This window comes from Halohasta salina, assembly GCF_024178165.1.
Taxonomy (GTDB): Archaea; Halobacteriota; Halobacteria; order Halobacteriales; family Haloferacaceae; genus Halohasta; species Halohasta salina.
Window position 1 is genome coordinate 1 of the sequence record NZ_JAMZIE010000003.1, and the last position, 23956, is coordinate 23956.

Annotated in this window: 22 protein-coding genes; 12 read left to right on the top strand and 10 right to left on the bottom strand. The window is 65.4% G+C overall.

Translation table 11 applies throughout. The annotated features are described in order from the left end of the window. Window positions 1-133: 133 nt before the first annotated feature. From NKJ34_RS07115 to NKJ34_RS07155, 9 genes are all read right to left on the bottom strand, one after another. Window positions 134-430, bottom strand: a complete 297-nt coding sequence (locus NKJ34_RS07115) for an amphi-Trp domain-containing protein (protein ID WP_253737599.1) — start codon at window positions 428-430, stop codon at window positions 134-136. A gap of 44 nt (window positions 431-474) precedes the next feature. Continuing rightward, window positions 475-882 carry a metal-dependent transcriptional regulator gene (locus NKJ34_RS07120; RefSeq protein ID WP_253737600.1) on the bottom strand — a complete coding sequence of 136 codons (408 nt, stop codon included), beginning with the start codon at window positions 880-882 and terminating at the stop codon, window positions 475-477. A 58-nt stretch (window positions 883-940) separates the two neighbouring features. Next, the gene (locus NKJ34_RS07125) at window positions 941-1795 is read right to left on the bottom strand and encodes a DUF7260 family protein (RefSeq protein ID WP_253737601.1); all 855 of its coding nucleotides are present in this window, start codon (window positions 1793-1795) and stop codon (window positions 941-943) included. Continuing rightward, a complete protein-coding gene (locus NKJ34_RS07130) occupies window positions 1792-2712 on the bottom strand; it encodes a DUF7551 domain-containing protein (protein WP_253737602.1) in 921 nt (306 codons plus the stop codon). The genes NKJ34_RS07125 and NKJ34_RS07130 overlap by 4 nt, the downstream gene beginning before the upstream one ends. Window positions 2713-3086: 374 nt before the next feature. Beyond that, window positions 3087-4019: an ABC transporter ATP-binding protein gene (locus NKJ34_RS07135; RefSeq protein ID WP_253737603.1), complete on the bottom strand. Its 933-nt coding sequence runs from the start codon at window positions 4017-4019 to the stop codon at window positions 3087-3089. Beyond that, window positions 4019-5149, bottom strand: a complete 1131-nt coding sequence (locus NKJ34_RS07140; protein ID WP_253737604.1) for a FecCD family ABC transporter permease — start codon at window positions 5147-5149, stop codon at window positions 4019-4021. The genes NKJ34_RS07135 and NKJ34_RS07140 overlap by 1 nt, the downstream gene beginning before the upstream one ends. Continuing rightward, complete coding sequence (locus tag NKJ34_RS07145; protein ID WP_425491803.1) at window positions 5146-6132, bottom strand: NAD(P)/FAD-dependent oxidoreductase; 987 nt, start codon at window positions 6130-6132, stop codon at window positions 5146-5148. The genes NKJ34_RS07140 and NKJ34_RS07145 overlap by 4 nt, the downstream gene beginning before the upstream one ends. Further along, window positions 6132-7343 carry an ABC transporter substrate-binding protein gene (locus tag NKJ34_RS07150; RefSeq protein ID WP_253737606.1) on the bottom strand — a complete coding sequence of 404 codons (1212 nt, stop codon included), beginning with the start codon at window positions 7341-7343 and terminating at the stop codon, window positions 6132-6134. Before NKJ34_RS07150 ends, NKJ34_RS07145 begins: the two co-directional genes overlap by 1 nt. 51 nt (window positions 7344-7394) lie before the next feature. After that, window positions 7395-7595 carry a hypothetical protein gene (locus NKJ34_RS07155; RefSeq protein WP_253737607.1) on the bottom strand — a complete coding sequence of 67 codons (201 nt, stop codon included), beginning with the start codon at window positions 7593-7595 and terminating at the stop codon, window positions 7395-7397. 97 nt (window positions 7596-7692) lie between these two features. Here NKJ34_RS07155 and NKJ34_RS07160 point away from each other — a divergent pair, with 97 nt between their 5' ends. From NKJ34_RS07160 to NKJ34_RS07175, 4 genes are all read left to right on the top strand, one after another. Next, window positions 7693-9108: an amidase gene (locus tag NKJ34_RS07160; RefSeq protein ID WP_253737608.1), complete on the top strand. Its 1416-nt coding sequence runs from the start codon at window positions 7693-7695 to the stop codon at window positions 9106-9108. A gap of 32 nt (window positions 9109-9140) precedes the next feature. Next, a complete protein-coding gene (locus tag NKJ34_RS07165) occupies window positions 9141-9560 on the top strand; it encodes a PPC domain-containing DNA-binding protein (RefSeq protein ID WP_253737609.1) in 420 nt (139 codons plus the stop codon). Window positions 9561-9622: 62 nt separating this feature from the next. Further along, on the top strand, window positions 9623-13708 hold the full coding sequence (locus NKJ34_RS07170; protein ID WP_253738117.1) for a DNA-directed DNA polymerase II large subunit: 4086 nt from the start codon (window positions 9623-9625) through the stop codon (window positions 13706-13708). A gap of 130 nt (window positions 13709-13838) precedes the next feature. Then, on the top strand, window positions 13839-14744 hold the full coding sequence (locus NKJ34_RS07175; protein WP_253737610.1) for a ketopantoate reductase family protein: 906 nt from the start codon (window positions 13839-13841) through the stop codon (window positions 14742-14744). Window positions 14745-14750: 6 nt separating this feature from the next. On the opposite strand, the gene NKJ34_RS07180 is transcribed toward NKJ34_RS07175, so the two are convergent. Next, a complete protein-coding gene (locus tag NKJ34_RS07180; protein WP_253737611.1) occupies window positions 14751-14918 on the bottom strand; it encodes a DUF7556 family protein in 168 nt (55 codons plus the stop codon). 116 nt (window positions 14919-15034) lie between these two features. On the opposite strand from NKJ34_RS07180, the gene NKJ34_RS07185 reads away from it, so the two are divergent. From NKJ34_RS07185 to lysW, 8 genes are all read left to right on the top strand, one after another. Further along, on the top strand, window positions 15035-15892 hold the full coding sequence (locus NKJ34_RS07185) for a CBS domain-containing protein (protein ID WP_253737612.1): 858 nt from the start codon (window positions 15035-15037) through the stop codon (window positions 15890-15892). Next, window positions 15892-17685 (top strand): glycine--tRNA ligase, encoded by a 1794-nt coding sequence (glyS, locus tag NKJ34_RS07190; protein ID WP_253737613.1) that lies wholly within the window; start codon window positions 15892-15894, stop codon window positions 17683-17685. The genes NKJ34_RS07185 and glyS overlap by 1 nt, the downstream gene beginning before the upstream one ends. Window positions 17686-17692: 7 nt before the next feature. Then, entirely contained in the window at window positions 17693-18310 is a 618-nt protein-coding gene (locus NKJ34_RS07195) for a diacylglycerol/polyprenol kinase family protein (RefSeq protein WP_253737614.1), read from the top strand. 128 nt (window positions 18311-18438) lie between these two features. Next, complete coding sequence (locus tag NKJ34_RS07200) at window positions 18439-19017, top strand: TetR/AcrR family transcriptional regulator (protein WP_253737615.1); 579 nt, start codon at window positions 18439-18441, stop codon at window positions 19015-19017. Continuing rightward, a complete protein-coding gene (locus tag NKJ34_RS07205; RefSeq protein WP_253737616.1) occupies window positions 19014-20498 on the top strand; it encodes an MATE family efflux transporter in 1485 nt (494 codons plus the stop codon). The genes NKJ34_RS07200 and NKJ34_RS07205 overlap by 4 nt, the downstream gene beginning before the upstream one ends. Window positions 20499-20846: 348 nt before the next feature. Beyond that, window positions 20847-22076, top strand: coding sequence for an argininosuccinate synthase (locus tag NKJ34_RS07210; protein WP_253737617.1), 1230 nt, complete (start codon window positions 20847-20849; stop codon window positions 22074-22076). 1 nt (window position 22077) lies between these two features. Beyond that, window positions 22078-23571 (top strand): argininosuccinate lyase, encoded by a 1494-nt coding sequence (gene argH, locus NKJ34_RS07215; RefSeq protein ID WP_253737618.1) that lies wholly within the window; start codon window positions 22078-22080, stop codon window positions 23569-23571. A gap of 174 nt (window positions 23572-23745) precedes the next feature. Next, window positions 23746-23916, top strand: a complete 171-nt coding sequence (gene lysW, locus NKJ34_RS07220) for a lysine biosynthesis protein LysW (protein ID WP_253737619.1) — start codon at window positions 23746-23748, stop codon at window positions 23914-23916. Window positions 23917-23956 lie beyond the last annotated feature (40 nt).

Below are 23956 nucleotides of genomic sequence, written 5' to 3' on the forward strand. Positions count from 1 at the left end.
TCGACGCTCCGAGACAAACGTCTTGATTGGGAACATCGTTTGTCGGGTGGCACGAACGTGTCACCCTTGCCCGCTGTGACTTCCAGCTACTGCTGAGAACTGACCAACAATCATCTACCCAAGAGCGGTCGTCTTATTCCACGTGCGGCGCGGTCGCGTCGGTGCGGCCGGGAATCTCGATCTCGATTTCGAGTTCCGGCTCGTCCATCCCTTCGTACTCGACTTCTAGCTCGATGGGTTCGCCGAAGGCGAAGGGGAGTTCCCACTCCTCGTCGACGATGGTGAGTTCCTCGCCATCGCGGAGCTGTTCGCCAAGGGAGACGAGAAAGTCGCCGACCTCGCTGGCATCGAGGCGGTACTCCTGTTCGAAGTTGCGGCCCTGACGGATCACGGTGCGGTCGTCGTCTGCTGGGGTGTCGGCATCTGGCATGGGATATCGACTCAGTAGGCCGCGAACAACAAATCAGTCGCGGTTCAGTCATGCGAGCGCTCGCTCGGCGGCGTGAGCGACCGTCTATCCGAGGAGTCGATGCCAAGCACCGTCGTGGCCAGCCGGTCGGCCACCAGCGGGCTCACCGATCCCGCCAGTTCGAACGCTTCGGCCTCGGGGTCGTCGAGATCGAGCACGTCATCGAAAAAGCGGCGCAACACCAGATACGACTGCTGCAGCTCGACGGCCCGCTCGTGGCCCGCGTCGGTGAGTTGGGTTCCCTCGTAGGGCTGGTGGTCGACCAGTCCTTTGTCGGCGAGCCGCTGGAGCATCTCGGTCGCGGTCGACGGCGACCGGCCGAGTTCGTCGGCGACCCGTCCCGAGGCGACCGGCTCGCCGCTCGGGCCGGCGAGTTGGTAGACGACCAACAGATACTGTGCGGCGTCGCTCATCGACCCACCGTCCGGCGGCAGGTGGTCGACGACTGGCGATGATGGGGTGCAGTGAGTGTCATACGCGTTGTGTGAGATGACGGCGAACGGTTCGCTGGCGGGACTCACAGTAGTCGGTTAGCTGGGCGGCCGCCGAGAGGACGGGGTAGTCGACCGCAAGCGGCTGGTAGAGGTACTCGACGAGCGTACTGTGTGAGAGGCTCGCAGTGGCCGTGTGGTTCGTCGTCCCGTGGAGCGTCGACTGGCGGTCGGCGGCGAGGGCATCACACTGCTGGCGGAAGTCGGCCAGTCGCTCGTGTCGGCGACAGAGGGCCTCGAACCCGAGTTCCAACGACGGCTGGCAGTCGTCGATCCAATCGGCAAGCTCGCCGCGGAGGTCGTCGGCCGCTCGCAACGAGTCGGCCTCGGTGTCGAGTCCCTGCCGCATGGCCCGGAGTTCAGCTTGCGACTGGTCGACCGCCGAGCAGATCGCCGCCTGAACGTCGGCGGTGAACGCCCGGTCAGTCGACGGGGCCACCGCGAGGGCGATCTCGGGGCTGAGTTCTTCGCGGATCGTCACCAAGAGCGGCTCGGGCTCGTCGACGTCCTCGATGCTGTAAGGGCGGACCGTCTCGGCAAACAGCGACCGAACCCGCCGGGTGGTGCCGTCGCTGGAGGTCCGGCCGCTGACGGCCGCCGAAATCGAGCCCGGCGGGCCGGTGCCAGCCGGAGCCGATCCTGCCGACTGCGCCGACCCCGCCGACGAGGTCGGTGAGGTCGTCGACTGCGCCGAGGGCGGTGAGGCCGTGGGGAGTCGACTGACCCCAGTAGCAAACCGGTCGAACGCTGTCAGTTTCTCGTCGATGTGGGTTCGCTCGTCGTCGATCAGCCGCCGGGCGTCGGCGAGCTCGGTGGCCAGCTCCGAGTCGGTCATGCTGCCCCCGCTTCGACGACGCTCAGTGGACCGCCCGCCCCGTCAGCCGTCGCCGTGAGCGTGAGCCGCCACGACGGCGGGACGGTGGCCGTGCGTTCGACGCCGGAGATCCGGAAGTCGACCGCCGACAGCCGCCGGAAACATTCGACGACCAGCGGCAGGGTGACGATGCGGTCGGCGTTCCCGAGCGGGTAGTCGGTGAGGGTGAGCTCCCAGCAGGTCGACGCACAGCGAACCGACTGGCAGTCGACGGTGTACCCGTCGAGTATCGACATCGACTGGAGGCTATCGAGGGCGGCCTCCAGCGGGGCGGCGGTCGGCGTGGTCGTCGGCGTCGAGAGCCGACACGCCGCCGTCCGAAGGATCTCGGCCTGCTCGGCGGGCGAGAGCCGCGTGTCGAGTTCGGTGGCGATGGCCTCGATGAGGAGGAGACAGAGCTCGTCGGGATGAGCGACCGTCTCGGCCACTGCGAGATACCGATCCATGATCGCCGCCTGAACCGCCGAGTGCGACGAGTCGGCGATCGTCTCGAAGACGACCCCGGCGACGGTGTGACAGAAGTCGACTGTCGCCGCTCTGTCGTCGGAACGATCGACCGGGTCTGTCGCGGGTTCGGGGTCGGTCGTGGCTGCGATATCGGTCGCAGCGACGGCGTCGACCGCTGACGGCACCGTCTCGAACTGCTCGCAGACGATGATATCGCGGCGGGGAAGCTGTGGATCGTACCGCCGGAGGGCAGTACGGTACTGTTCGGTCGCCGTGGCCGCCGCCCGGGCGGTCGACCGGCGGTCGAAGTAGCAGCCGTCGGCTGGAACCGGTCGCTCACCGGTTCGGCTACAGACGAGGTAGTAGCTCCCGGTCGGGCTAGCGAGTGACTCGATGTGGTGGCGGATATCGCCGAGTGTGGTTCCGATCATGGCTTCGTGGTGGTCGGGGTGGTCGACGAGGGTGATGGGCGCGAGCCGGTGGCGGTCAGGTAGTCCCGGTGCCGTCGGCGTAGGCGAGTGCGACCGCCGGGTCCGTGTCGGCTGCAGTACGACCAATCCGCGGGTCGGGGATCGTAACGACCGTACCGCCGTACTCCAGTGCGTCCCGTCGCGTCGGTACCGGCGGTGCCGGTCCCTCGGTGAGTATGTTTTAGGCTTACCTAAAAATATATAATTACTTCGGTTGTAGGTCGGCCAAACTGTTGTGCTGTTCGGCGTGCGTCGTCGGCAGCGTGGGGCGGAACAGCCGCCCCAGCGGCTTCGAGAGCCGGGTTCGGTAGACATCGAGTTCGCTCCGTCGGTCGCTACTGACTCCCGTCGGCGGACGTGTCCGGAGCGTCGGCATCCCGATTGTCGTGAATCGGCCCGATCGGTGTGATCGTCGGGCCGCGATCGGTCGACTCCACGTCGGCCTCGATACCGAACACCTCCGCGAGCAGGTCCTCGGTGACAACGTCTGTGGGCCGACCGCGGGCCCGGATCACGCCGTCTTCGAGCGCGATGATCCGGTCGGCGTAGCGGGCAGCCTGCTCGATGTCGTGGAGGACGACGACGACCGTGATGTCGCGTTCGTCCCGCAGCGTTTCGATGATCTCCATTACTTCCAGTTGGTGGTGGAGATCGAGGAACGTCGTCGGTTCGTCGAGCAACAGGACGTCGGTGTCCTGTGCGAGTGCCATCGCGATCCACGCCAGCTGTTTTTGCCCGCCGCTGAGACTGCCGACCTCCCGATCCCGGAGATGCTCACAGCCCGCCAGATCGATGGCGTTGTCGACCGCACACTCGTCGTCCTCGGTGACGTGCTCGAAGAACCCGCGGTGGGGGTACCGGCCGTGGTAGACCAGATCTTCGACGGTGATCGAGCCGGGGGCGGTGCTCTCCTGGGAGAGCAACCCGAGCTTTCGGGCGAGTGCCTTCGTGTCGAGGGTGTGGATCTCCCGACCGTCGATCAGGACCGACCCCTCGTCGGGCGTGAGCTGGTTGGCGAGTCCCTTCAGCAGCGTGCTCTTGCCGGAGCCGTTCGGACCGACGAGCGCGGTCACCGCACCCCGCTCGGCGGTGATCGTCGCGCCGTCGACAATGGGGCCATCGCTGGTTGGATAGCCCAATACGAGGTCCTCGCCGGTGAGCGTCGACGCCGAGCCCTCGGTCGACTCGGAGTCCACTTCGTCCGACGCCTCGGCGCTGTCGTCGGCTCGCTTCGTCGCTCGTGTGATCGACCCGGTGATGTCGAACATCAGAGCTCACCCATCTGTTGTTGTTTCCGCATCAGATACAGGAAGTAGGGCCCGCCGACCAGCCCGGTGACGATGCCGACCGGGATCTGGACCGGGGTGAGCGCCAGCCGTGCGCCGACGTCCGCGCCGACCATCAGCGCGGGGCCGACGAACAGACAGCCGACGATCAGCTTCCGGTAGTCGCTGCCGACCAGGTTCCTGACCACGTGGGGAACGATCAACCCGACGAAGGTGACGATCCCCGCGACCGCGATGCTGGCCGAGGCAGCCAACACGGCGACACCGGACAGCGCGAACCGAACCCGCTCGATGGACATCCCGAGGGATTTCGCCGTCTGTTCGCCCAGCAGCAGGACGTTACATTGTCGGGAGCCGGCGACGGCCAACAGCAATGCGCCCACCGACCACGGCAGCGCGAGCCGGACCTGCTCCCAGTCGGTGCCGGTCAGCGAGCCGGTCGTCCACGCGATGGCCGACTGGACGACCCCGATGTCGTCGGCGAAGAAGAACAGCGAGGTCTGGAGGCTCTCGAAGACGGTGGCGACGATGATCCCCGCCAGCACCAGCCGGACCGGCGAGGTGCCGTTCTTCCACGCAATCGCATACACGAGCAGGAAGGCGACCGAGCCGCCAGCCGCCGCGATTAGCGGGAGAAACGCCGTCAGCCCACCGAAGACGACGAGTGTCAGCAGGATCATCAGCCCCGCCCCGGCGGAAACCCCGAGGACGAACGGACTGGCGAGTTCGTTTCTGGTCACCGCCTGGAAGATAGCCCCCGACACCGAGAGGTTCATCCCGACGAGAATTGCGACGAACACCCGTGGCAGCCGGATGTTCCAGACGACGAGGCTCTCGGTGCTCATCTCGGGCAGCTCGCCGCCGAACAGGAAGGCGTTCCACGCCTCGAGGTTCAACACGACGTTCGGATCGAAGACGGCCTGCCAGGCCTGCGTGATCGTCATCGAATAGGAGCCGAAACTCACCTGAATCAGCCCACCGATGACGACGATGGCGAGGCTGCCGAGGGCGACCGCCAGCAGTTGTGGATCGAACAGCCAGCCGAACCGGTTCTGTAGTCGTGGGGATCGCGTTGTCTGCTCGGCTCCGGGAGTCGACTCCTGATTGCTCATTGGGCATCCAGTCCGGACTGCTGGTCGTCGTCACGATACGCGCGAATCGCGTCATCGTCGATCGCCGCCAGCAACTGGTCGGTGTCGACGGCCGCGACGATCGCCTCGGGATCGAGATGGTCGGCCAGCGTTTCGTGGGCCTCCTCGGCCCGGCGGTCGATTTCCGCATCGGTCAGATAGCCGTCGAACCGGTCGTCGATGTAGGTTTCACGCACGCGCTCGAAGCGGTCGGAGTCGGGATCGACCGGAGCCGCCTCGCCGTAGAAGTCGTCGAACCACTCGACCCAGTTTGCTCGCTCGGCCCACTCGTCGTCGAGTTCGGACTGCTGTCGGACCCAGTCGACGCCGGCGGCGACCGACTCCCACCAGCCGTCGTCGATGCGAGCGTCGGCAACGACGCGTTTCCCGACTCTCGCACCGCGTCCAGCCGCAAGGATCGCCTGTTTATCCGGTTTCCCGGCGGGCGAGGCGACGTAGAGCCCCTCGACTGGCGTCGAGCCATCGGCGTCGGGATAGTCGCGGTCGAACCGGTCGTCGGCCTCGTTGTCGTGGTCGCAGGTCTCGAACATCGCCTCGTTGGAATCGAGGCCGCGCAGGTACTCGCCGTCGTAGCGCGTGGCCGCGATCACACGGCGGGCAGTGACTGGCTCGCTCTCCTGCGATGTGATAACGAATCCGTCGGCGGCATCGTCGTCGGGACGGTCGACCGACTCCACGAGGTCAGGAACGACGGTACAGCCGGCGGTTTCGGCGTGGTCGTGGATCAGGTCGTAAAAGGTCTCGATGTCGGCCCCCTCTGGAAACCCGAGATAGTTTTCGAGGTGGGCACAGCGCTGGATCGACGAGCGGCCACGGTCGAAGACGGCGGTGTCGAGGCCCTCACGGGCGGTGAACACGCCAGCCGAGCAGCCCGCGGGGCCGCCGCCGACGATGACGACATCGTGGTCGTATTCAGTCCGTGTGGTGGGTGATGTGCTCACAATTAGACGTCTCCGTTGACGATGTCGGCGACTCGTTGGCGGTCGAACAGCTGTTCGTCGGCGGGGATTTCGGGGTACGGGCCCTCCTCGTATTCTGGCCATGCACCGAAGGTATCCGGATACAGCTGCTTGGCAGTCATCTCCAGCTGGAACAGATTGAGAATCGGCCCCTGATATCGGGCCCCCTGTGGGTACAGCCGGTCGTCCTGGACTGCCGTGATCTCCGAGGCCACCGGATCGGATCGAAACGCCTCCCGTCGCTTCGGGAGGCTCGTCTCCGGTTCGAAGCCGCCGAGCAGGAGGATCACGTCGGGGTCGGCCTCCAGTAGCGTCTCGAAGTCGACCACCGAGTTCGATTCGACCTCCCCCTCGAAGGCGTCGCGTGCGCCGAGCGGTTGAGTGTGAGCAGTCAGGAAGCCGGGGGTACTCAGCGTGTAGGCGTAGATCTCTTCGATATCGGCCGACGCGAGCATCACTGCCGAGGGGCGCTCGGATTCGGCCGGGAGATCCGTCTCGATAGTCGACAGGAGATCCTCGTGGATTTCGGCGAGCGCCTCGTACCGGGCCTGCTCTTGGAACGCCTCGGCAACGAGTTCGAACTGTTCCCAGAGGGTGTAGTATTCGTAGCCGTCGGCGTAGGCAGCCGCCGGTTCGGCGTGGCGATCGGAAAGCGAGTTGCCGAACCACGGTGAAATAGTGGTGCCGATCTCGTCGATATCTGCTTGGTCCCAGCCGTCCTGTTTGGTGATCCACGCCGGGTCCGCGAGATGGATATCGCTATCGAGTTCGTACAGTTTCTCTTTGCTCGGCTCCCACGAGGAGTAGAGACCGGTCCAGTCCAGCGAGACGCCCGGCAGGCGTTCGACGAACTGGTTCCACAGTCCATCGTAGTAGTCGGGAGCGTGCATCGCCGTGATCGAGTCCCCCCGACCGAGGGCGAATGCCATCCCGGCATGGTGAGTGAGTCGCGTGAAGACGGTCTCGGGCGGCGACTCGAAGATGACCTCGCCCATCGGCGCGATCGAGACCGTATACGAGTCATCAGCCTCAGTCGAGTCACCATCGGCCTCGTTCGAATCACCGTCCTCGCTGGCGTCCGTCGGCTCGGTCGACGACCCCGTACAGCCGGCTAGGAGACCGCCGCCGACCGCGCTTCCGATGCCGAGATAGTGTCGACGTGTAACGTCCAACTGCGTTTCGAACCCTTCCTGCATGCGTTTTAGGGTAGCCTTAACCAATAAAGGAGTTTCGGAACTTAGGGAGACCTAAAACCAACCAGTGGTTAGAACGGTCGACCACACCGGGGACACATCGGCGACGGTCCGGAGCGTCCGGAGTGCGACTTTCCGATCGTCGGCTGCGGCGGGGTAGAGGGCGACAAGCGTGTCGACTGCCTCGTCGACAGCACCGGCCTCGACCAGTTCGCGCAGGTGGTCGGATGCGGGAGACTGGTTCGAATCGTCCATCGGATGCTGTGAGTACGCGCTCTGTGACGACGGCAAAAAGAGAGGACACAGTGATGACCGCCAAACTGTTTTGCCACACGACTCAGTCACCACGGGTATGTCCGACCCGCCCCTCTGTGAGCTGTCGGCGACCCGGCTCGCCGAGGATATCCGAACCGGATCCCTCAGGCCCGTCGACGTAGTCGACGCCTACCTCAACCGAATCGAGAGCGAAAACAACTCACTCAATGCCTATATCTCCGTCATCGAGGAGTCCGCCCGCGAAGCTGCCCGCGAGGCCGAGACAGCCCTCGACCGTGGCGAGGCGGTCGGCCCGCTCCACGGCGTCCCGGTCGCACTCAAGGACCTCCGAGCGATGAAAGCGGGCGTCCGCCACACCTTCGGCTCGCGGCTGTTCGCCGACTTCGAGGCCGACCGAACCGCGGTGATCGTCGACCGCCTGGAAGCCGCCGGAGCCATCGTCCTCGGGAAGACCAACACCTCCGAGTTCGGCCACAAAGGGGTGACACAGAACGAACTCGTCGGCGCGACCGCCTCGCCGGTCGACCGGTCGCTGAACGCCGGCGGCTCTTCCGGCGGCAGCGCCGCGGCGGTCGGCGCGGGTATGGCCGCACTCGCCACCGGCAGCGACGCCGGGGGGTCGATCCGTATCCCGGCGGCCTGCTGTGGCGTCTTCGGGATGAAACCCTCCTTCGGGTTGGTCCCCATCGACTCGCGGCCGAACGCCTTCGGAGCCAAGCGACACCACACCGCGTTCGGCCCGCTGAGCCGAACCGTCGAGGACGCCGCACTCATGCTTGAGGTGATGGCTGGCCCCCATCCGGCCGATCCCGGTTCCGTTCCGGTCGACGTCGACTTTCGGGCAGCGGTCGACCGGCCGATCGACGACGTATCCATCGCCTACTCGCCGGATCTCGACGTCTTCGCGGTCGACCCTGCGGTGCGAGCAGTCGTCGAAGACGCGCTGACGGGCTTCGAGGCCGCCGGAGCCACCGTCGAGGCGGTGACGGTCGATCACGGGCTGTCGATGGCCGAACTGAGCGAGGCCGTCGGCGCGACGTTCACTGCAGCGATGGCGGCCACAGCGACGGTCCTGAAAGAGAGCGCCGGCGTCGACCTGACAGCCCAGCCGGACGATGTGAGTGACAGCCTGCTGGCGATGATCGAACAGGGACGGGCCGTCGAGTCGACCGAGATCGCGCGGACAGGCATCGTCCGCACCGAGCTGTTCGACGCCGTCCAGTCGATCTTCGGACCGTACGACCTGCTGGTGACGCCGACGTTGGCGCGGCCCGGCTTCGGGCTGCACGAAGAGCTCGGACCCGACGAGTGGGGCACAGTGCTGACGTGGCCGTTCAACATCACGGGGCATCCGGCGGCCTCGGTTCCGGCCGGCCGGACCGACGCGGGGGCTCCGGTCGGCCTGCAGGTGGTCGGACGGCGGTACGCCGACGATACGGTGCTGACGGCGAGTGCGGCGCTCGAAGGCCAGCGGCCGTGGGGAGACAACTAAGTTTTTTGCCCCGGTGAGACATTGAGAGTTCTATGAACTACCGTGAGGTCACCACCACCGGCGAGTATATGGCGCGGCTCGAAACCGGCGCGGACTGGCGCGAGGAGATCGAAACGCTCGCTGCGGACGTCGACGCCGAAGCTGGCTGGTTTAGCGCCCTCGGCTCGGTCGAGGACGCCGAGATCTGGTTCTACGATCAGGACGACAAAGAGTACCAGTCGGTGACCTTCGACGAACCGCTGGAAGTCGCCGCCTGTGTCGGCAACGTCAGCCTGCTGGACGGCGATCTGTTCGCCCACACCCATGCGGTGCTCTCACGGCGGAACGGGCAGGCGCTGGCAGGCCACATCAACGCCGGGACCGTCTTCGCGGGCGAGTTGTATTTCCGTGCGTTCGAGACACCACTGACCCGCGAGCGGGACGAGGATACCGAGTTGGACCTCTGGCTGTGAGCGAGACGAGCGACGGCCCCGTCGACGGCGACCAGCCGGAAGAGACCGAGAACCGGACGCCGATGCGACCGGACGACGAACGGTATTTCGACCGGATCGAGAGCCGTCTCGACGAAGCGATGGCGGTCGCCGAGCGCGCCAAAGGCCAGGGCAAGGACCCCCAACCCGAGGTCGAGATTCCCATCGCCCAGGACATGGCCGACCGAGTCGAGAACATCCTCGGGATTCCGAACGTCGCCGAACGCGTCCGGGAGCTCGAAGGCCAGATGTCCCGCGAGGAGGCGGCCCTCGAACTGGCAAAGGACTTCGCGGAGGGCCGCGTCGGCGACTACGACAGCAAAGCCGGGAAGATCGAAGGGGCAGTCCGAACCGCGGTGGCCCTCCTGACGGAGGGTGTTGTCGCCGCCCCCATCGAGGGGATCGACCGGGTCGAACTGCTCGACAACGACGACGGCACCCAGTTCGTCAACGTCTACTACGCCGGGCCGATCCGGTCTGCGGGCGGCACGGCACAGGCGCTCTCGGTCCTAGTCGCCGACTACACCCGGAGTATCCTCGGTCTCGCGGAGTACAAAGGCCGCGAAGAGGAGATCGAACGCTATGTCGAGGAGATCAACCTCTACGACAAGGACACCGGCCTCCAGTACTCGCCGAAGGACAAGGAGAGCCGGTTTATTGCCACCAATATGCCGATCATGCTCGACGGCGAGGCGACCGGCGACCTCGAAGTCTCGGGCTACCGGGATCTCGACCGCGTCGACACCAACTCCTCCCGCGGCGGGATGTGTCTGGTGATGGCCGAAGGGATCGCCCTGAAAGCCCCCAAAATTCAGCGCTACACCCGCCAACTCGACGAGGTCGACTGGCCGTGGCTGCAAGACCTCATCGACGGCACCATCGAAGGCGACAAGGACGACAGCGACGAGGAAGCCACGGCAGAGGGCGACGAGGACGATGCGGATGACGAAGCTGACGACGGCGACAGCGAGACGGGCGACGACAGCGCGCCCGACGGACCAGCACGTGTCAAACCCAAAACGAAGTACCTACGCGACCTGATCGCGGGTCGACCCGTCTTCGGCCATCCCTCCGAATCGGGCGGGTTCCGACTGCGCTACGGCCGCGCCCGGAATCTGGGGTTTGCGACTGCTGGCGTCCATCCGGCGACGATGCACATCATCGACGACTTTCTGGCCACCGGCACGCAGATCAAGACCGAACGCCCCGGCAAAGCGGCGGGGATCATCCCCGTCGACTCCATCGAGGGGCCGACCGTCAAGTTGGCGACCGGCGAGGTCCGCCGGATCGACGACCCCGAGGAGGCACTGGAACTCCGCAACGGCGTCGAGAAGATCCTTGATCTCGGCGAGTATCTCGTCAACTACGGCGAGTTCGTCGAAAACAACCACCCCCTCGCGCCGGCCGCCTACGCCCCCGAGTGGTGGATCCAGGAGTTCGATGCTGCGGGCGCGGATGTGCAGGCGCTGGAGGACGACCCGCACGTCGACCTCGAATCGCCAACCGCCGCCGAAGCCCTCCGGTGGGCCAGCGAGTACGACTGCCCGCTCCACCCGAAATACACCTACGTCTGGCACGACATCCCGGTCGAGGCCTTCGAGGAACTCGCCGCGGCCGTCGCCGACGGCGAGACTCGTGAGGGCGGCGACGTGCTCGTCGTCGAGCGAAGCAAGACGATCCGGCGGAGCCTCGAAACGCTGCTGGTCGCCCACCAGCAGACCGACGAGAGCTGCGAAGTCCGCGATTGGCTCCCGCTGGCCCGCTCGCTCGGTGTGAGCGAGGACCTCACGAAAGAGTGGGACGAACTCTCCGACGAGGCGCAGGCGTGGGACGGCGGCGACAACGCCGTAAAGGCCGCCAACGAGGTCGCCCCCTTCGAGTTGCGGGAGCGTGCGCCGACGCGGATCGGCGCACGGATGGGTCGACCCGAGAAGTCCGAATCGCGGGACCTCTCGCCGGCAGTCCACACGCTGTTTCCGATCACCGAGGCCGGCGGCAGCCAACGAAACGTCGCCGAGGCCGCCCGGACGATGGACGACCAGGGTCGACGCGGTGTCCACAGTATGCGGATCAACCAACGGCTGTGTCCGGACTGCGGGACCCGGACGTTCAAATCCCAGTGTCCAGACTGCGGTGCCCACACCGAGCCGCACTACGAGTGTGAGGACTGTGAGGTCGTCTGCGAACCCGACGAGGCCGGCCGGGTCGAATGTCCGCGCTGCGAACGCGAGGTCACCGCCGCGGACTGGGAGGAGGTCGACCTCCGCAGCGAGTACCGCGAGGCACTGGAGACCATCGGCGAACGCGAGGGCAGTTTCGACATTTTGAAAGGTGTCAAAGGGCTCACCTCGGCGAACAAGACCCCCGAACCGATCGAAAAGGGGATCCTCCGGACGAAACACGGCGTTTCGGCGTTCAAAGACGGGACGGTCCGCTACGACATGACCGATCTGCCGGTGACCGCAGTCAAACCCGAGGAACTCGACGTGACCGCCGACCACTTCCGCGGGCTGGGCTACGAGACCGACATCAACGGCGACCCGCTGCGGCACGACGATCAGCTTGTCGAACTCAACGTTCAGGACATCGTCCTCTCGGACGGCGCGGCCGAACATATGCTGAAGACCGCGGACTTCGTCGACGACCTGCTGGAGCGGCTGTACGGCCAGCCCGCCTTTTACGACGTAGAGGAGCGCGACGACCTCGTCGGGGAGTTGGTCTTCGGGATGGCCCCACACACGAGCGCGGCGGTCGTCGGTCGCGTCGTTGGGTTTACCAGCGCGGCAGTCGGCTACGCGCATCCGTACTTTCACGCCGCCAAACGGCGGAACTGCTTCCATCCGGAGACCGAAATCAAATACCGAAACGTCGGCGGCGAATGGCAGTACGAGGATATACAGTCCATCGTTGAAGAGCGCCTCACAGATCCGGAAACGGACGATTTCGGCACCGAATTCCAAAAACTATCGGCGACGATCGAGGTGCCGTCGATTGACAGTGACGGTAACCGAACTGTCCAGCGAGTCGACGCTGTCTCGAAACACCAGTCGACTAACCACCTCGTCACCATCGAAACGGAACACGGTCGAGAGATTACTGTCACGCCGGACCACACCATGCTCCGGTGGGATAATGGCCCACAGGAAGTCGACGCGATGGCACTCGAAGTCGGTGACACGGTCCCGGCACCGAGCAGTCCTAACCGGGAGCCGGTGACTGGTTCCGACAGCAGCGAGCCGATCGAGTTGTATGGTGACGGTGGGAACATGCTGGTGGACGAAATCACGTCGGTACAGTACGTCGAAAGTGATATCGACCACACGTACTGTCTGACTGTTACAGAAACGAACACACTCGTCGCAAATGATCTATTTACTGCGCAATGTGACGGCGACGAAGACTGTGTTATGTTATTAATGGACGGCCTTTTGAATTTTAGCAGAGAATTCTTGCCAGATAAGCGCGGTGGGAGGATGGATGCACCTTTAGTGATGTCCTCGCGAATCGACCCCGCGGAGATCGACGACGAGGCCCACAACATGGACATCGTCGACACCTACCCACGAGAGTTCTACGAGGCCACGCTGGAGATGGCCGACCCCGAGGAGGTCGACATCCAGATCGGCGAGGACACCCTCGGCACCAAAGACCAGTACCGCGGCTTCGACCACACCCACTCGACGACCGACATCCACATGGGGCCGAGTCTGTCGGCCTACAAGACACTCGGCTCGATGATGGACAAGATGGACGCCCAACTGGAGTTGGCTCGCAAACTCCGGGCGGTCGACGAGACCGACGTGGCCGAACGCGTCATCGAATACCACTTCCTCCCGGACCTGATCGGCAACCTCCGAGCCTTTTCGAGCCAAGAAACCCGGTGTCTCGACTGCGACGAAAAGTACCGCCGGATGCCGCTCTCTGGAGAGTGCCGGGAGTGCGGCGGCCGGGTGAACCTCACCGTCCACGAGGGCTCTGTCAACAAGTACATGGACACCGCTATCGAGGTCGCCGAGCGGTTCGGCTGCCGGGAGTACACCAAACAGCGCCTGCGGATCCTCGAACGCTCCCTCGAATCGGTCTTCGAGAACGACAAGAACAAACAGAGCGGCATCGCGGACTTCATGTAGCGGGTGGGAGACGTTCCCGAACCCCCTCCGTTTCGAGTGGAGATCGTCGATCGACGGGCCCGGTCGACCATCCGGCGTAGGGACGCCGACCACTCGCGGCGTTTTTGCGGTCGGCCTGCCACTACCGGATATGGAGATCGTCGTCTTCGGTGCCGGGAGTCTCGGGAGTCTCGTTGGGGGACTGCTTGCAGGAACTCACGACGTGACGCTGGTCGGTCGATCGGCCCACATGCGGGCAATCGAAGCCGACGGCCTCACCGTTGGCGGTGCAGTCGAAACGACGGTGCGACCCCGGACCACGACCGACAGTGAGGGGTTGAGCGGGGACGTGGTGCTCGTGACGGTGAAGGCCGGCGACACCGCCACGGCCGCCGAGGCGCTGTCGACCGGCAGTTTCAATACCGTTTGCTCGCTGCAGAACGGGTTCACCGAGGAGACGCTGGTAGCCGAACTCTCGGTGCCGGTGCTGGCGGGGACGGTGACCTACGGCGCGCGACTCCGCGAGCCCGGTCACGTCGACTGCACCGGCCGCGGGACGGTTACCCTCGGTCCCTACACGGAGGACAGCGCGGCCGACGACGCGGCGGCAGCCGAACGCGCCGCGGCGGTCGGTGAGGCGTTCCGGGCGGCTGACATCGAGACCGATGTCCGCGAGAATATGGCGAAGCAGCGCTGGGAAAAACTCGCGGTCAACGCGGCGATCAACCCTGTCACCGCGCTGGCACGGGTCGAAAACGGGGCGGTTTGTGAGGAACCACTGTGGCCGGTCGCCCGGCGGGCCGCCCGCGAGACGGCCGCCGTCGCTCGGGCATCGGGCGTCGACCTGAGCGACGACACCGCGGTCGAAGCCGTACGGACGGTCGCGGCGTCGACCGCGGCCAACCGCTCGTCGATGCTGCAGGACGTCGACGCCGGGCGGGTAACCGAGATTGAGGCGATCAACGGTGCCGTCGTCGAGCGCGGTGCTCAGTACGGGGTCGACGTCCCGACGAATCGGCTGCTGACGGCGCTCGTCAACGGGTCGAAACCGCGATAAAACAGGTCAACACCATTCTGCGAGTACCGGCGCGTCGCTCTGCCGGACCGACACCCACGCGTCGTCGCGACTAATATCGGCGATAATATACGACGGGCTCCCGGAGGCGCCATCGATCGATGCCATCACCTCGGCGTCCGAGCCGTCGGCAACAGGTGTGTGTTCCTGTGGCATGGTTGACTGTCTCATCCAGATACACATAAACGTGTCGAAAGGGAATGTAAACGAGACACCACTGCGGGCCGCCGGCGTTCGGATGATACAAGAGGCTGGCCGACGGTACGCGAACTATGCACGTAGTCGACGCGATGACGCCACGGTCGGAGCTGGTGACCGTCGAGCTGCCCGGCACCCGCGATGACGTTCTGGAGTACCTACAGGAATACGGCTTTTCATCGGTTCCGGTCGTCAAGGAACGTGACGGAGCGGAGATCTATCGCGGCTTAGTCTCCCGGGACGACCTGATCGACAGCCCCGACGAGGACCAGTTGGCGCTGCTGATGCGGGACGTGCCGACGATCACGACCGACGCGGACATCCACGCCGCCGCGAAGCTCATGCGCGAGGAAGCAGCCCGGCGCGTCCCCGTCCTCGACGCTGACGACGACGAACAGCTCCGTGGGATCATCACGCTCACGGATATCGTCCGGGCGATCGCCCGCGAAGAGATCGACGGCGAGACGCCGGTCGGCGAGCTCGCCAGCCGGGATATCAACACCACCTACGTCGACACGCCGCTGCCGGTCGGCGAACGCGAGATCTACTACGCGAACGTCCCCTACACCGTCGTCCTCGACGACGACGGCGAGATGACCGGCATCCTCACCGAGGTCGACATCGTCGAGGTCGCCCGTGTGGTCGAAGGCGAAGACGACACCGGCGAGTCGATCGCCGAACAGGACTCCGAGTGGGCCTGGGAGGGAATCAAGGCAGTTGGAAATAGCTACTTCCCGACCCGGAACGTCGAGATCCCGGCCGAACCCATCGCCGAGATCATGACCGAGGACGTGGTGACGATCTCCCGGACCAAGACGGCCAAAGAGGCCGCCCAAGCGATGATCACGAACGATATCGAGCAGATCCCGCTGTTCGCCGGCGGCGACCTCGTCGGGATGGTCCGGGACATCGACCTGCTCGGGGGGATCTGATGGCCGAGCAGCACGACCTCATGGAGCTGGCCAAACGCCGCGGCTTCTTTTTCGGTTCGAACGGGGCCTACGGCGGGACGGCGGGCTTCTACACGTTCGGCCCGGAGGGCGCGTCGCTCAAACACAACGTCGAGTCGGCGTGGCGCGACCGGTTTACGGTCCGGCTGGGTAACGACGAGATCGAAGCGCCGACGATCATGCCCGAGGCCGTCTTCGAGGCCTCCGGCCACCTCGATGGGTTCGACGACATGCTCGTCGAGTGTGCCGAATGCGGCGAGAGCCACCGCGCCGACCACCTGATCGAGGACGCCGTCGAGGACATCGAGGATGCCGAAGCTCTCGGCGTCGACCGGGTCGAAGAACTCATCCGGGAACACGACCTCGCGTGTCCGACCTGCGGGGCGGCCCTCGCCGGCGAGCCGGTCGAGGACTTCAACCTCATGTTCGAGACTTCGATCGGCCCCGGCTCGGGCCAGACCGGCTATATGCGCCCCGAAACAGCACAGGGAATCTTCGTGGAGTTCCCGCGGCTCAAGGAGTACGCCCGCGGCCAGTTGCCGTTCGGCGTCACCCAGATCGGCCCCGCCTACCGCAACGAGATCAGCCCGCGGCGCGGCATCATCCGCGTACGCGAGTTTACACAGGCCGAGTTGGAGCAGTTCATCGATCCCGAGGAGGACGAACCACCCCTTGGAGAAGTCGACGACGTCGGCGTGAGGCTCTACCCGGCGAGCGAACAGCACGCCGACGACGGCGGCTACGTCGACACCACGATCGGCGAGGCCGTAGCGGAGGGGATCATCGGCTCGCCGTGGGTGGCCTACTACCTCGGCGTCGCCCAAGAGTGGTACGAGCGGGTGGGAGTCGACATGGATCGCTTCCGCTTCCGCCAACACCTCGGCGGCGAGCGGGCCCACTACGCGGCCGACTGCTGGGACGCCGAAAGCGAGATCGACGGCAACTGGATCGAGATCGCCGGCTTCGCGTACCGCGGCGACTACGACCTCAGCAAACACGGCGAGTACTCCGGCGACCGCTTTACCATCTTCAAGCGGTACGACGAGCCCGTGACGGTCGAGAAGGCAGTCGTCGACCCCGACATGTCGGCCCTCGGGCCGGAGTTCGGCGGCGCGGCCGCCGACGTAGCCGAGGCACTGCAGGACCTTGCCGAAGACGATCCCGACGCCTTCGATAGCGACGAGGTGACCGTCGACGTAGACGGGGAGAGCTACACCGTCGACACCGAGGTCGCCAACTTCTCGATCGAAGAACAGACCGAGTCGGGCGAACACATCACGCCTCACGTGGTCGAACCCTCCTTCGGGGTCGGGCGAACGGTCTACACCCTCTTGGAACACGCCTACCGCGAAGACGAGGTCGACGGCGAAGAGCGGAGCTATCTCTCGCTCGCACCGGAGATGGCCCCCACCGACGTTGCGGTCTTCCCGCTTGTGACCAACGACGACGAGTTGGTCGGCGTCGCCGAGGACGTCGCGGGGTCGCTCCGGAAGGCGGGGCTGTCGGTCAGCTACGACGATTCGGGCTCGATCGGCCGCCGCTACCGGCGGCAGGACGAGGTCGGCACCCCGTTCTGTGTCACCGTCGACAAGGACGGCCTCGAAGGCGACGGCGGGCCGACCGTGACGCTGCGGGAGCGGGATTCGGCCGCCCAGATCCGACTCCCGGTCGACGACGTGGCCGCCGAGTTGGCGGCGCTGCTGGCCGGCGACCGGGAGTTCGAGGGACTCAGCCAACGGTACGACGACGTCGACACCGACGTGACGACGGCGTGAGCCCACGATGAGCGAGTACGGTCGGCGGGCGGTCCACGTCAGCGGCGCGGGGATGCCACTGCTGTACCTGCTGGATCTGGCGACGTGGACCCAACTGCGGCTCTTCATGCTCGGGGTAACGGCCGTGGCCTTCGCCTTGGAGTTCCTCCGGCTCGTCGTCGGGCTGAACCACTGGCTCTACGACGAACTCACCCGGCCCTACGAGGCCGACAGCGTCGCCGGCTACGCCCTCTACATGCTCAGTGTCACGGCGGTCACGGTGAGCTTTGGCCCGAGCGTCGCGCTGCCGTCGGTGTTGATGCTTGCGGTCGCCGATCCGATCAGTGGCATGATGAGCGACAACGGGGCCCACGAACACAAACGGCCGGCCGTGGTCGGCGTGACCGCCGGCCTCTGTTTCCTGCTCGCGGTGCCGTTTACGGTTGCCGCGAACGGCCCTGCGGTGGGAATCGCCGCCGCTGTGGGGGGTGCGCTGCCCGCGGCGGTCGCCGACGGGATCAAACCGATCGTTCGGGGCGTGGCCGTCGACGACAACCTCACCATTCCGCTGGTCGCGGCGGTCGGCATCGCCGGAACGTGTTGGCTGCTGGGTGTCGACACCGGCGTCGACCCGCTTTGGCTGTAGAGTGATCGACCGCGGTTGGAGCCGATAGCCCGTGGCCGTCTGTCGGGCGGCTGTCTCGTGGTGCCATTCGTCGACCACCCGAGGAACCGAAGCCCATTTACTAACTAATCAGTAAGTACGAGGCGAGAATGGAATCGGAGACGACCGAAACGATCATCCGGGCAACCGGTCGGAGTCTCTGTGAGTACGGGTATGCCGACCTGACGATGCAGCGCATCGCCGAGGCGTCGTCGGTAACGACGGCGGCGATCCACTACCACTTCGACACGAAAGAGGAGCTTTTGAACGCGTTTCTCGACGATCTGGTCGACCGGTTCGAACGACAGGTCGACTGTGAGGCGGCCGATCCCCGCGACCGGCTCGCAGGGTTCCTCGATTCGGTGTTCGATTCGGAGGCCGACGACGAGTTCCCCATCGCACTGATGGAGCTGAAGGCCCAGGCCCCGTTCCACGAGACCTACCGCAGACGGTTCGTCGAGCTCGACGATGCGGTTCAGGGAGTCGTCGCCGACGCCGTCGACGACGGGATCGAGGCCGGCTACTTCGAACCGGTCGACGCCGACGAAGTCGCCCGGTTCGTCAGCACCGTGATCAACGGCGGCCACCTGCGACAGGTCGCCCTCGGCGAGGATCCCGGGAAAACCCGACGGGTGATCGAGAGCTACTTCGAGACCCAACTCGGCTGGAGTCCGGAGGGTAGCGCGTGAAGATTTTCAAAGGCCAGGAGGAACTGGAGTTGACCGAGGGCGGCATTCTCAAGCCGCTGGTGTATCTCTCCTTGCCGATCGTGGTGACGAACCTGCTGCAGACGGCCTACAATCTGGCCGATACGTTCTGGCTCGGGCGCTACTCGACGGAGGCGCTGGCGGCAATATCGTTCGGCTTCCCGATGGTCTTTCTGCTCATCTCGCTGGGAATGGGGCTCTCCGTCGCGGGGAGCGTGCTCGTCGCCCAGCATACGGGGGCTGGCGAGACCGATCAGGCGGAGTACGCCGCCTCCCAGACGGTCACCTTCGCCGTCGTCGGCTCGCTCCTGTTGGGGCTGGCCAGCTACCCGCTCATCGAGCCGTTCCTCGCGTTGCTCGGGGCCTCACCCGAAGTGCTGCCGGGAGCGACCGCCTACATGGAGGTCATCGCGCTGGGCTTGCCCTTCATGTTCGGCTTCTTCGTGTTCATCTCGCTGATGCGGGGGGCCGGCGATACGATCACGCCGATGGTCGTCATGTTCGGCACGGTCGTCATCAACGTCGTCCTCGATCCGTTCCTCATCAACGGCTGGGCGATCGGCCCCGTAGCGTTTCCCGAACTCGGGATCGAGGGAGCGGCGATCGCGACCGTCTTCTCGCGGAGTTTGGCGATGATCGTCGGGATCGGAATCATGCTGTCGGGGCGGCGGGGGATCCGGATCAACGCCGTCGACATGTGGCCGGACGGCGAGTATCTCCGGAAACTCCTCCGGATCGGCGTTCCGGCCAGCATCGAGGGAACCGGTCGGGCGCTGTCGATCAACGCGCTGTTGGTCGTCGTCGGGCTGTTCTCGACGGCCGTGGTCGCAGCCTTCGGGATCGGCACGCGGGTGCTTTCGGTGATCTTCCTGCCGGCGATCGCGGTCGCCCGCGGCGTCGAAACGATGGCCGGCCAGAACATCGGGGCGGGCAACTACGACCGCGCCGAGGCGGCCAACTACCTCGCGGCCAAGGGGCTGTTCGCAGTACTCGGGTTCGTGGGCGTGCTCATCTTCCTCGTGCCGACACCGATCGTGAGCGTCTTTACCGACGATCCCGCGGTGCTTTCGGAGGGGTCGACGCTGCTGCGGTACGTCGCGCTGTCGTTCGGCTTTACCGGGATCATGCGGGCTTTTACCGGCGGATTCCGCGGGGCGGGCAAGACGCTCGTCGCCGCTGCGATCGCCATCCTGACCCTCGGGGGGATCCGGCTGCCGGTCGCTTACGTCGCCTCGCAGTACCGGCTGCCGATCCCCTACGCCGAGTTGGTCTACGGCGTCGAGGGGATCTGGACCGCCTTCTTCGTCTCAAACGTCGCCGGCGCGGTCATCGCGTGGCTCTGGTTCCGGCGCGGGACGTGGCGCGAGGCCGACGTCCGGGGGCCACCGGAGGGACTCGACCAGCCGGCCGACCCCGGCGAGACCGACGCCGAAGGACTCGACGCCTCGGCGGACGACGACTGACCGATCGGTAGTCGACGACGCTTTGCTATCTCGTGTGACCATAGCACACGGCAACAGGGATCACGCAACGGTTTTGTACCAGAGCCCAAAACGCTCTGGTAATGGCAGTGAGTCGTCGACCGAATCCGCTCGCCCTCACCCGGCAGCGGCGGCTGCGGCGACTACCGCGAGCGGGGCGGCCATACGTGGCCGACCTCGCCTCGTTTTGACGACCGAGCCTATGATTTTGGTTCGGCCGTCGATTCGTTCTACGAGACCTCGTTTTTAGGCGCGTAGCTTGCTCTATACCACTATTTTCGAAAATTAGAAGCGCTGAATTTAAGTTCCATAACTCACAGAGGGTAGGTAATGACAAAGCGTGTGGCACTGGCGTTCAGCGGCGGTCTCGATACGACCGTCTGCGTGCCGGTTCTCGAAGAGGAGTACGGCTACGACGAAGTGATCGGCGTGACGGTCGACGTCGGCCAACCGGCCGAGGAGTTCGAGGAGGCCCGCGAGACGGCCGAAGCCCTCGATCTGGAGCATCACATCGTCGAGGCAAAAGAAGAGTTCGCCGACCTCTGTTTCGACGCGGTTCGCGCGAACGCGGACTATCAGGGCTACCCGCTCGGGACCGCGCTGGCCCGTCCCGTGATCGCCAAGGCGATCCTCCGCGTCGCACAGGAAGAGGGCTGTGACGGCATCGCCCACGGCTGTACCGGCAAAGGCAACGACCAGCTGCGGTTCGAGGCCGTCTGGCGCGCCTCGGATCTCGAAGTCATCGCGCCCGTCCGCGAGATGGGGATGACCCGCAACTGGGAGATCGAGTACGCCGACGAGCGTGACCTCCCCGTGCAGGCGGGCAACGAGGGCACGTGGTCGATCGACACCAACCTCTGGAGCCGTTCGATCGAGGGCGGCGATCTCGAAGAGCCAGACCACGTCCCCGGCGAGGAGATCTACAACTGGACCACCACACCGAGCGGTGACACCGAGGAGATCGAAATCGCCTTCGAGAACGGCTACCCCGTGGGGCTCAACGGCGAGTCGATGGAGCCGATCGAACTCATCGAGGAACTCAACGAACTGGCGGGCTCCTACGGCGTCGGCCGCACCGACACAATGGAAGACCGCATGCTCGGGCTCAAGGTCCGCGAGAACTACGAACACCCCGCGGCCACCACGCTGCTCAACGCCCACAAGGGGCTCGAATCGCTCGTCCTCACGAAGGAGGAACGCGACTTCAAGGCCCAAGTCGACGCCGAGTGGAGCCAGAAGGGGTACGAAGGCCTCGTGGATGGCCCGCTCGTCGCCGCGCTGGAAGGGTTCATCGACGAAACCCAGAGCAAGGTCACCGGCACGGTGACGATCCGCTTCGAGGGCGGCCAAGCCCGTGTCGTCGGTCGCTCCAGCGAGTACGCCGTCTACTCCGCCGACGCCGCCTCGTTCAACACCGAGACGGTCGGCAAGATCACCCAGGAAGACGCGACGGGTGTTGCCAAATACCACGGCTACCAGGACCGTATCGCGGCCCAAGCCGAGAAAGCGGCACAGGACGCCGAGACGAAGACGGCCGCAGACGGCGGCAACGAGGAATAATATGGCCGGAGACTCGACAGACAGCGACGGGGCACAGGGCGACGAGACGGTCGTCCGCCGGGACCGCTTCAGCGGCGGCCCGGCCCGCGAGTTCCTGTCGAGTCTCGCTGGCGACGAACGGATTTTTGAGGCCGACTTGGCGGTCGACCGCGCTCACGTCGTGATGCTCGCCGAACAGGAGATCATCAGCGACGAGGAGGCAGGCACGATCCTTGACGCGCTCGCGGATGTCGAATCAGCTGGCCACGGCGCGCTCGGCGGCGGGGAAGACGTTCACGAAGCCATCGAGTCGGCGGTCATCGACCACGTCGGCCCCGACGGCGGCAAGATGCACACCGCCCGGAGCCGCAACGACGAGGTGGCGGCCTGTATTCGCTACCGCCTGCGCGCGGACCTGTTGGAAGCCGCTGAGACGACCCTCGGACTGCGCGAGACGTTGATCGAGGCTGCTGCCGAGCATACTGACACCTTGATGCCCGGCTACACACACCTCCAGCCAGCCCAGCCGATCACGGTCGGCCACTTCCTCATGTCGTACGCGTCGACGATCAGCCGCGATACGGCCCGCCTGCTGGATGCCTACGACCGAACCAACGAGTCGCCGCTCGGCGGAGCCGCGTTTGCAGGCACGCCGTTCGATATCGACCGCGAGCGCACCGCCGCGTTGCTCGGCTTCGACGGCGTGGTGGCGAACTCGATGGACGCCTCCTCGGCGCGGGATTTCCTCGCCGAGTCGACGGCGGCGCTGGCGACCCACGCCACGACACTGTCGGGACTGGCCGAGGACATCATCATCTTCGCCAACAAAGGGTACGTCGACCTCTCGGACGACTACAGTTCGACCTCGTCGATCATGCCCCAGAAGAAGAATCCCGACACCCTGGAGTTGACCAGAGCGGTGGCGGGCGACGCCATCGGCGAACTCACGGGGTTGTTGTCGACGCTGAAAGGGCTCCCGCGGGCCTACAACCGCGACCTGCAGCGGGCCCATCCGCACACCTTCCGCGCAGTCGACGCCGTCGTCGAAGCCTCGGCTGTGGCGGCCGGAGCGGTGTCGACGGCCACGTGGAACGAATCGCTACTGGCCGACGAGGCCGGAGCGGGCTTTTCGACGGCGACCGGGATCGCCGATCTGCTGGCGATGGCCGGCCTCCCGTTCCGCACGGCCCACGAAGTGGTCGCACTGGCCGCCGAGGAAGCCGAAGACGCCGAGACCTCGGTCTCGGCCGCACTGCTCGATTCAGCCACCGAAGAGGTGCTCGGCGAGTCGTTGTTCGAGTACGTCGACCGGTCGGCCGTCGAGTCGGCGCTCGACCCCGCTCAAAGTGTCGACAGCCGCGATTCGCAGGGCGGCCCGGCGGCCGCGGCCGTCGAGTCGAGCATCGCGGGCGCACGCGAGACGCTCAGCGCCGACAGCGAGGCACTGGCCGACAGACGCAGTGCGCTTGACGACGCCGAAACGGCCCTCCAGGAGGCGGTCGACGAGTATGTGTAGGCGACTGCGGCGACCCCCGCTTGGGGGCAACACACCAACATGAAATTCAGCCGAGGATTTCGCCAAGCCGTCGACGCCCGATAACACTCCCGTAGTGGCTTCTCCGTTTATTGTAAAATTTCAAACAAGTTCGATGTGTTTAAGTATATAGGTAGGCAACGAGTGGGTACGCACATGACAGACGCAGAATGTCCGGAGTGCGGGGCTGAGGTTTCCCTGCACGACGACCTGGAAGTCGGAGAGATCATCGACTGTGGAACCTGCGGTGCCGAACTCGAAGTGATCGCGGTCGACCCGCCGGAGCTCGATACGGCCCCCGAACTCGAAGAGGACTGGGGCGAGTAAGTTTGGCGACGACCGCCGCGGTGGCGTCTTCACGCCAGAT

Excerpts from the sequence above, each read along its gene's own strand:
- NKJ34_RS07175 (WP_253737610.1), top strand. The coding sequence starts at position 13,839 with ATGGAGATCGTCGTCTTCGGTGCCGGGAGTCTCGGGAGTCTCGTTGGG.
- NKJ34_RS07150 (WP_253737606.1), bottom strand. The coding sequence starts at position 7,343 with ATGCAGGAAGGGTTCGAAACGCAGTTGGACGTTACACGTCGACACTAT.
- NKJ34_RS07135 (WP_253737603.1), bottom strand. The coding sequence starts at position 4,019 with ATGTTCGACATCACCGGGTCGATCACACGAGCGACGAAGCGAGCCGAC.
- NKJ34_RS07180 (WP_253737611.1), bottom strand. The coding sequence starts at position 14,918 with ATGCCACAGGAACACACACCTGTTGCCGACGGCTCGGACGCCGAGGTG.
- NKJ34_RS07125 (WP_253737601.1), bottom strand. The coding sequence starts at position 1,795 with ATGACCGACTCGGAGCTGGCCACCGAGCTCGCCGACGCCCGGCGGCTG.
- NKJ34_RS07210 (WP_253737617.1), top strand. The coding sequence starts at position 20,847 with ATGACAAAGCGTGTGGCACTGGCGTTCAGCGGCGGTCTCGATACGACC.
- glyS (WP_253737613.1), top strand. The coding sequence starts at position 15,892 with ATGGCCGAGCAGCACGACCTCATGGAGCTGGCCAAACGCCGCGGCTTC.
- lysW (WP_253737619.1), top strand. The coding sequence starts at position 23,746 with ATGACAGACGCAGAATGTCCGGAGTGCGGGGCTGAGGTTTCCCTGCAC.
- NKJ34_RS07140 (WP_253737604.1), bottom strand. The coding sequence starts at position 5,149 with ATGAGCAATCAGGAGTCGACTCCCGGAGCCGAGCAGACAACGCGATCC.
- NKJ34_RS07120 (WP_253737600.1), bottom strand. The coding sequence starts at position 882 with ATGAGCGACGCCGCACAGTATCTGTTGGTCGTCTACCAACTCGCCGGC.
- argH (WP_253737618.1), top strand. The coding sequence starts at position 22,078 with ATGGCCGGAGACTCGACAGACAGCGACGGGGCACAGGGCGACGAGACG.
- NKJ34_RS07200 (WP_253737615.1), top strand. The coding sequence starts at position 18,439 with ATGGAATCGGAGACGACCGAAACGATCATCCGGGCAACCGGTCGGAGT.
- NKJ34_RS07185 (WP_253737612.1), top strand. The coding sequence starts at position 15,035 with ATGCACGTAGTCGACGCGATGACGCCACGGTCGGAGCTGGTGACCGTC.
- NKJ34_RS07130 (WP_253737602.1), bottom strand. The coding sequence starts at position 2,712 with ATGATCGGAACCACACTCGGCGATATCCGCCACCACATCGAGTCACTC.
- NKJ34_RS07170 (WP_253738117.1), top strand. The coding sequence starts at position 9,623 with ATGCGACCGGACGACGAACGGTATTTCGACCGGATCGAGAGCCGTCTC.
- NKJ34_RS07155 (WP_253737607.1), bottom strand. The coding sequence starts at position 7,595 with ATGGACGATTCGAACCAGTCTCCCGCATCCGACCACCTGCGCGAACTG.
- NKJ34_RS07195 (WP_253737614.1), top strand. The coding sequence starts at position 17,693 with ATGAGCGAGTACGGTCGGCGGGCGGTCCACGTCAGCGGCGCGGGGATG.
- NKJ34_RS07165 (WP_253737609.1), top strand. The coding sequence starts at position 9,141 with ATGAACTACCGTGAGGTCACCACCACCGGCGAGTATATGGCGCGGCTC.
- NKJ34_RS07160 (WP_253737608.1), top strand. The coding sequence starts at position 7,693 with ATGTCCGACCCGCCCCTCTGTGAGCTGTCGGCGACCCGGCTCGCCGAG.
- NKJ34_RS07115 (WP_253737599.1), bottom strand. The coding sequence starts at position 430 with ATGCCAGATGCCGACACCCCAGCAGACGACGACCGCACCGTGATCCGT.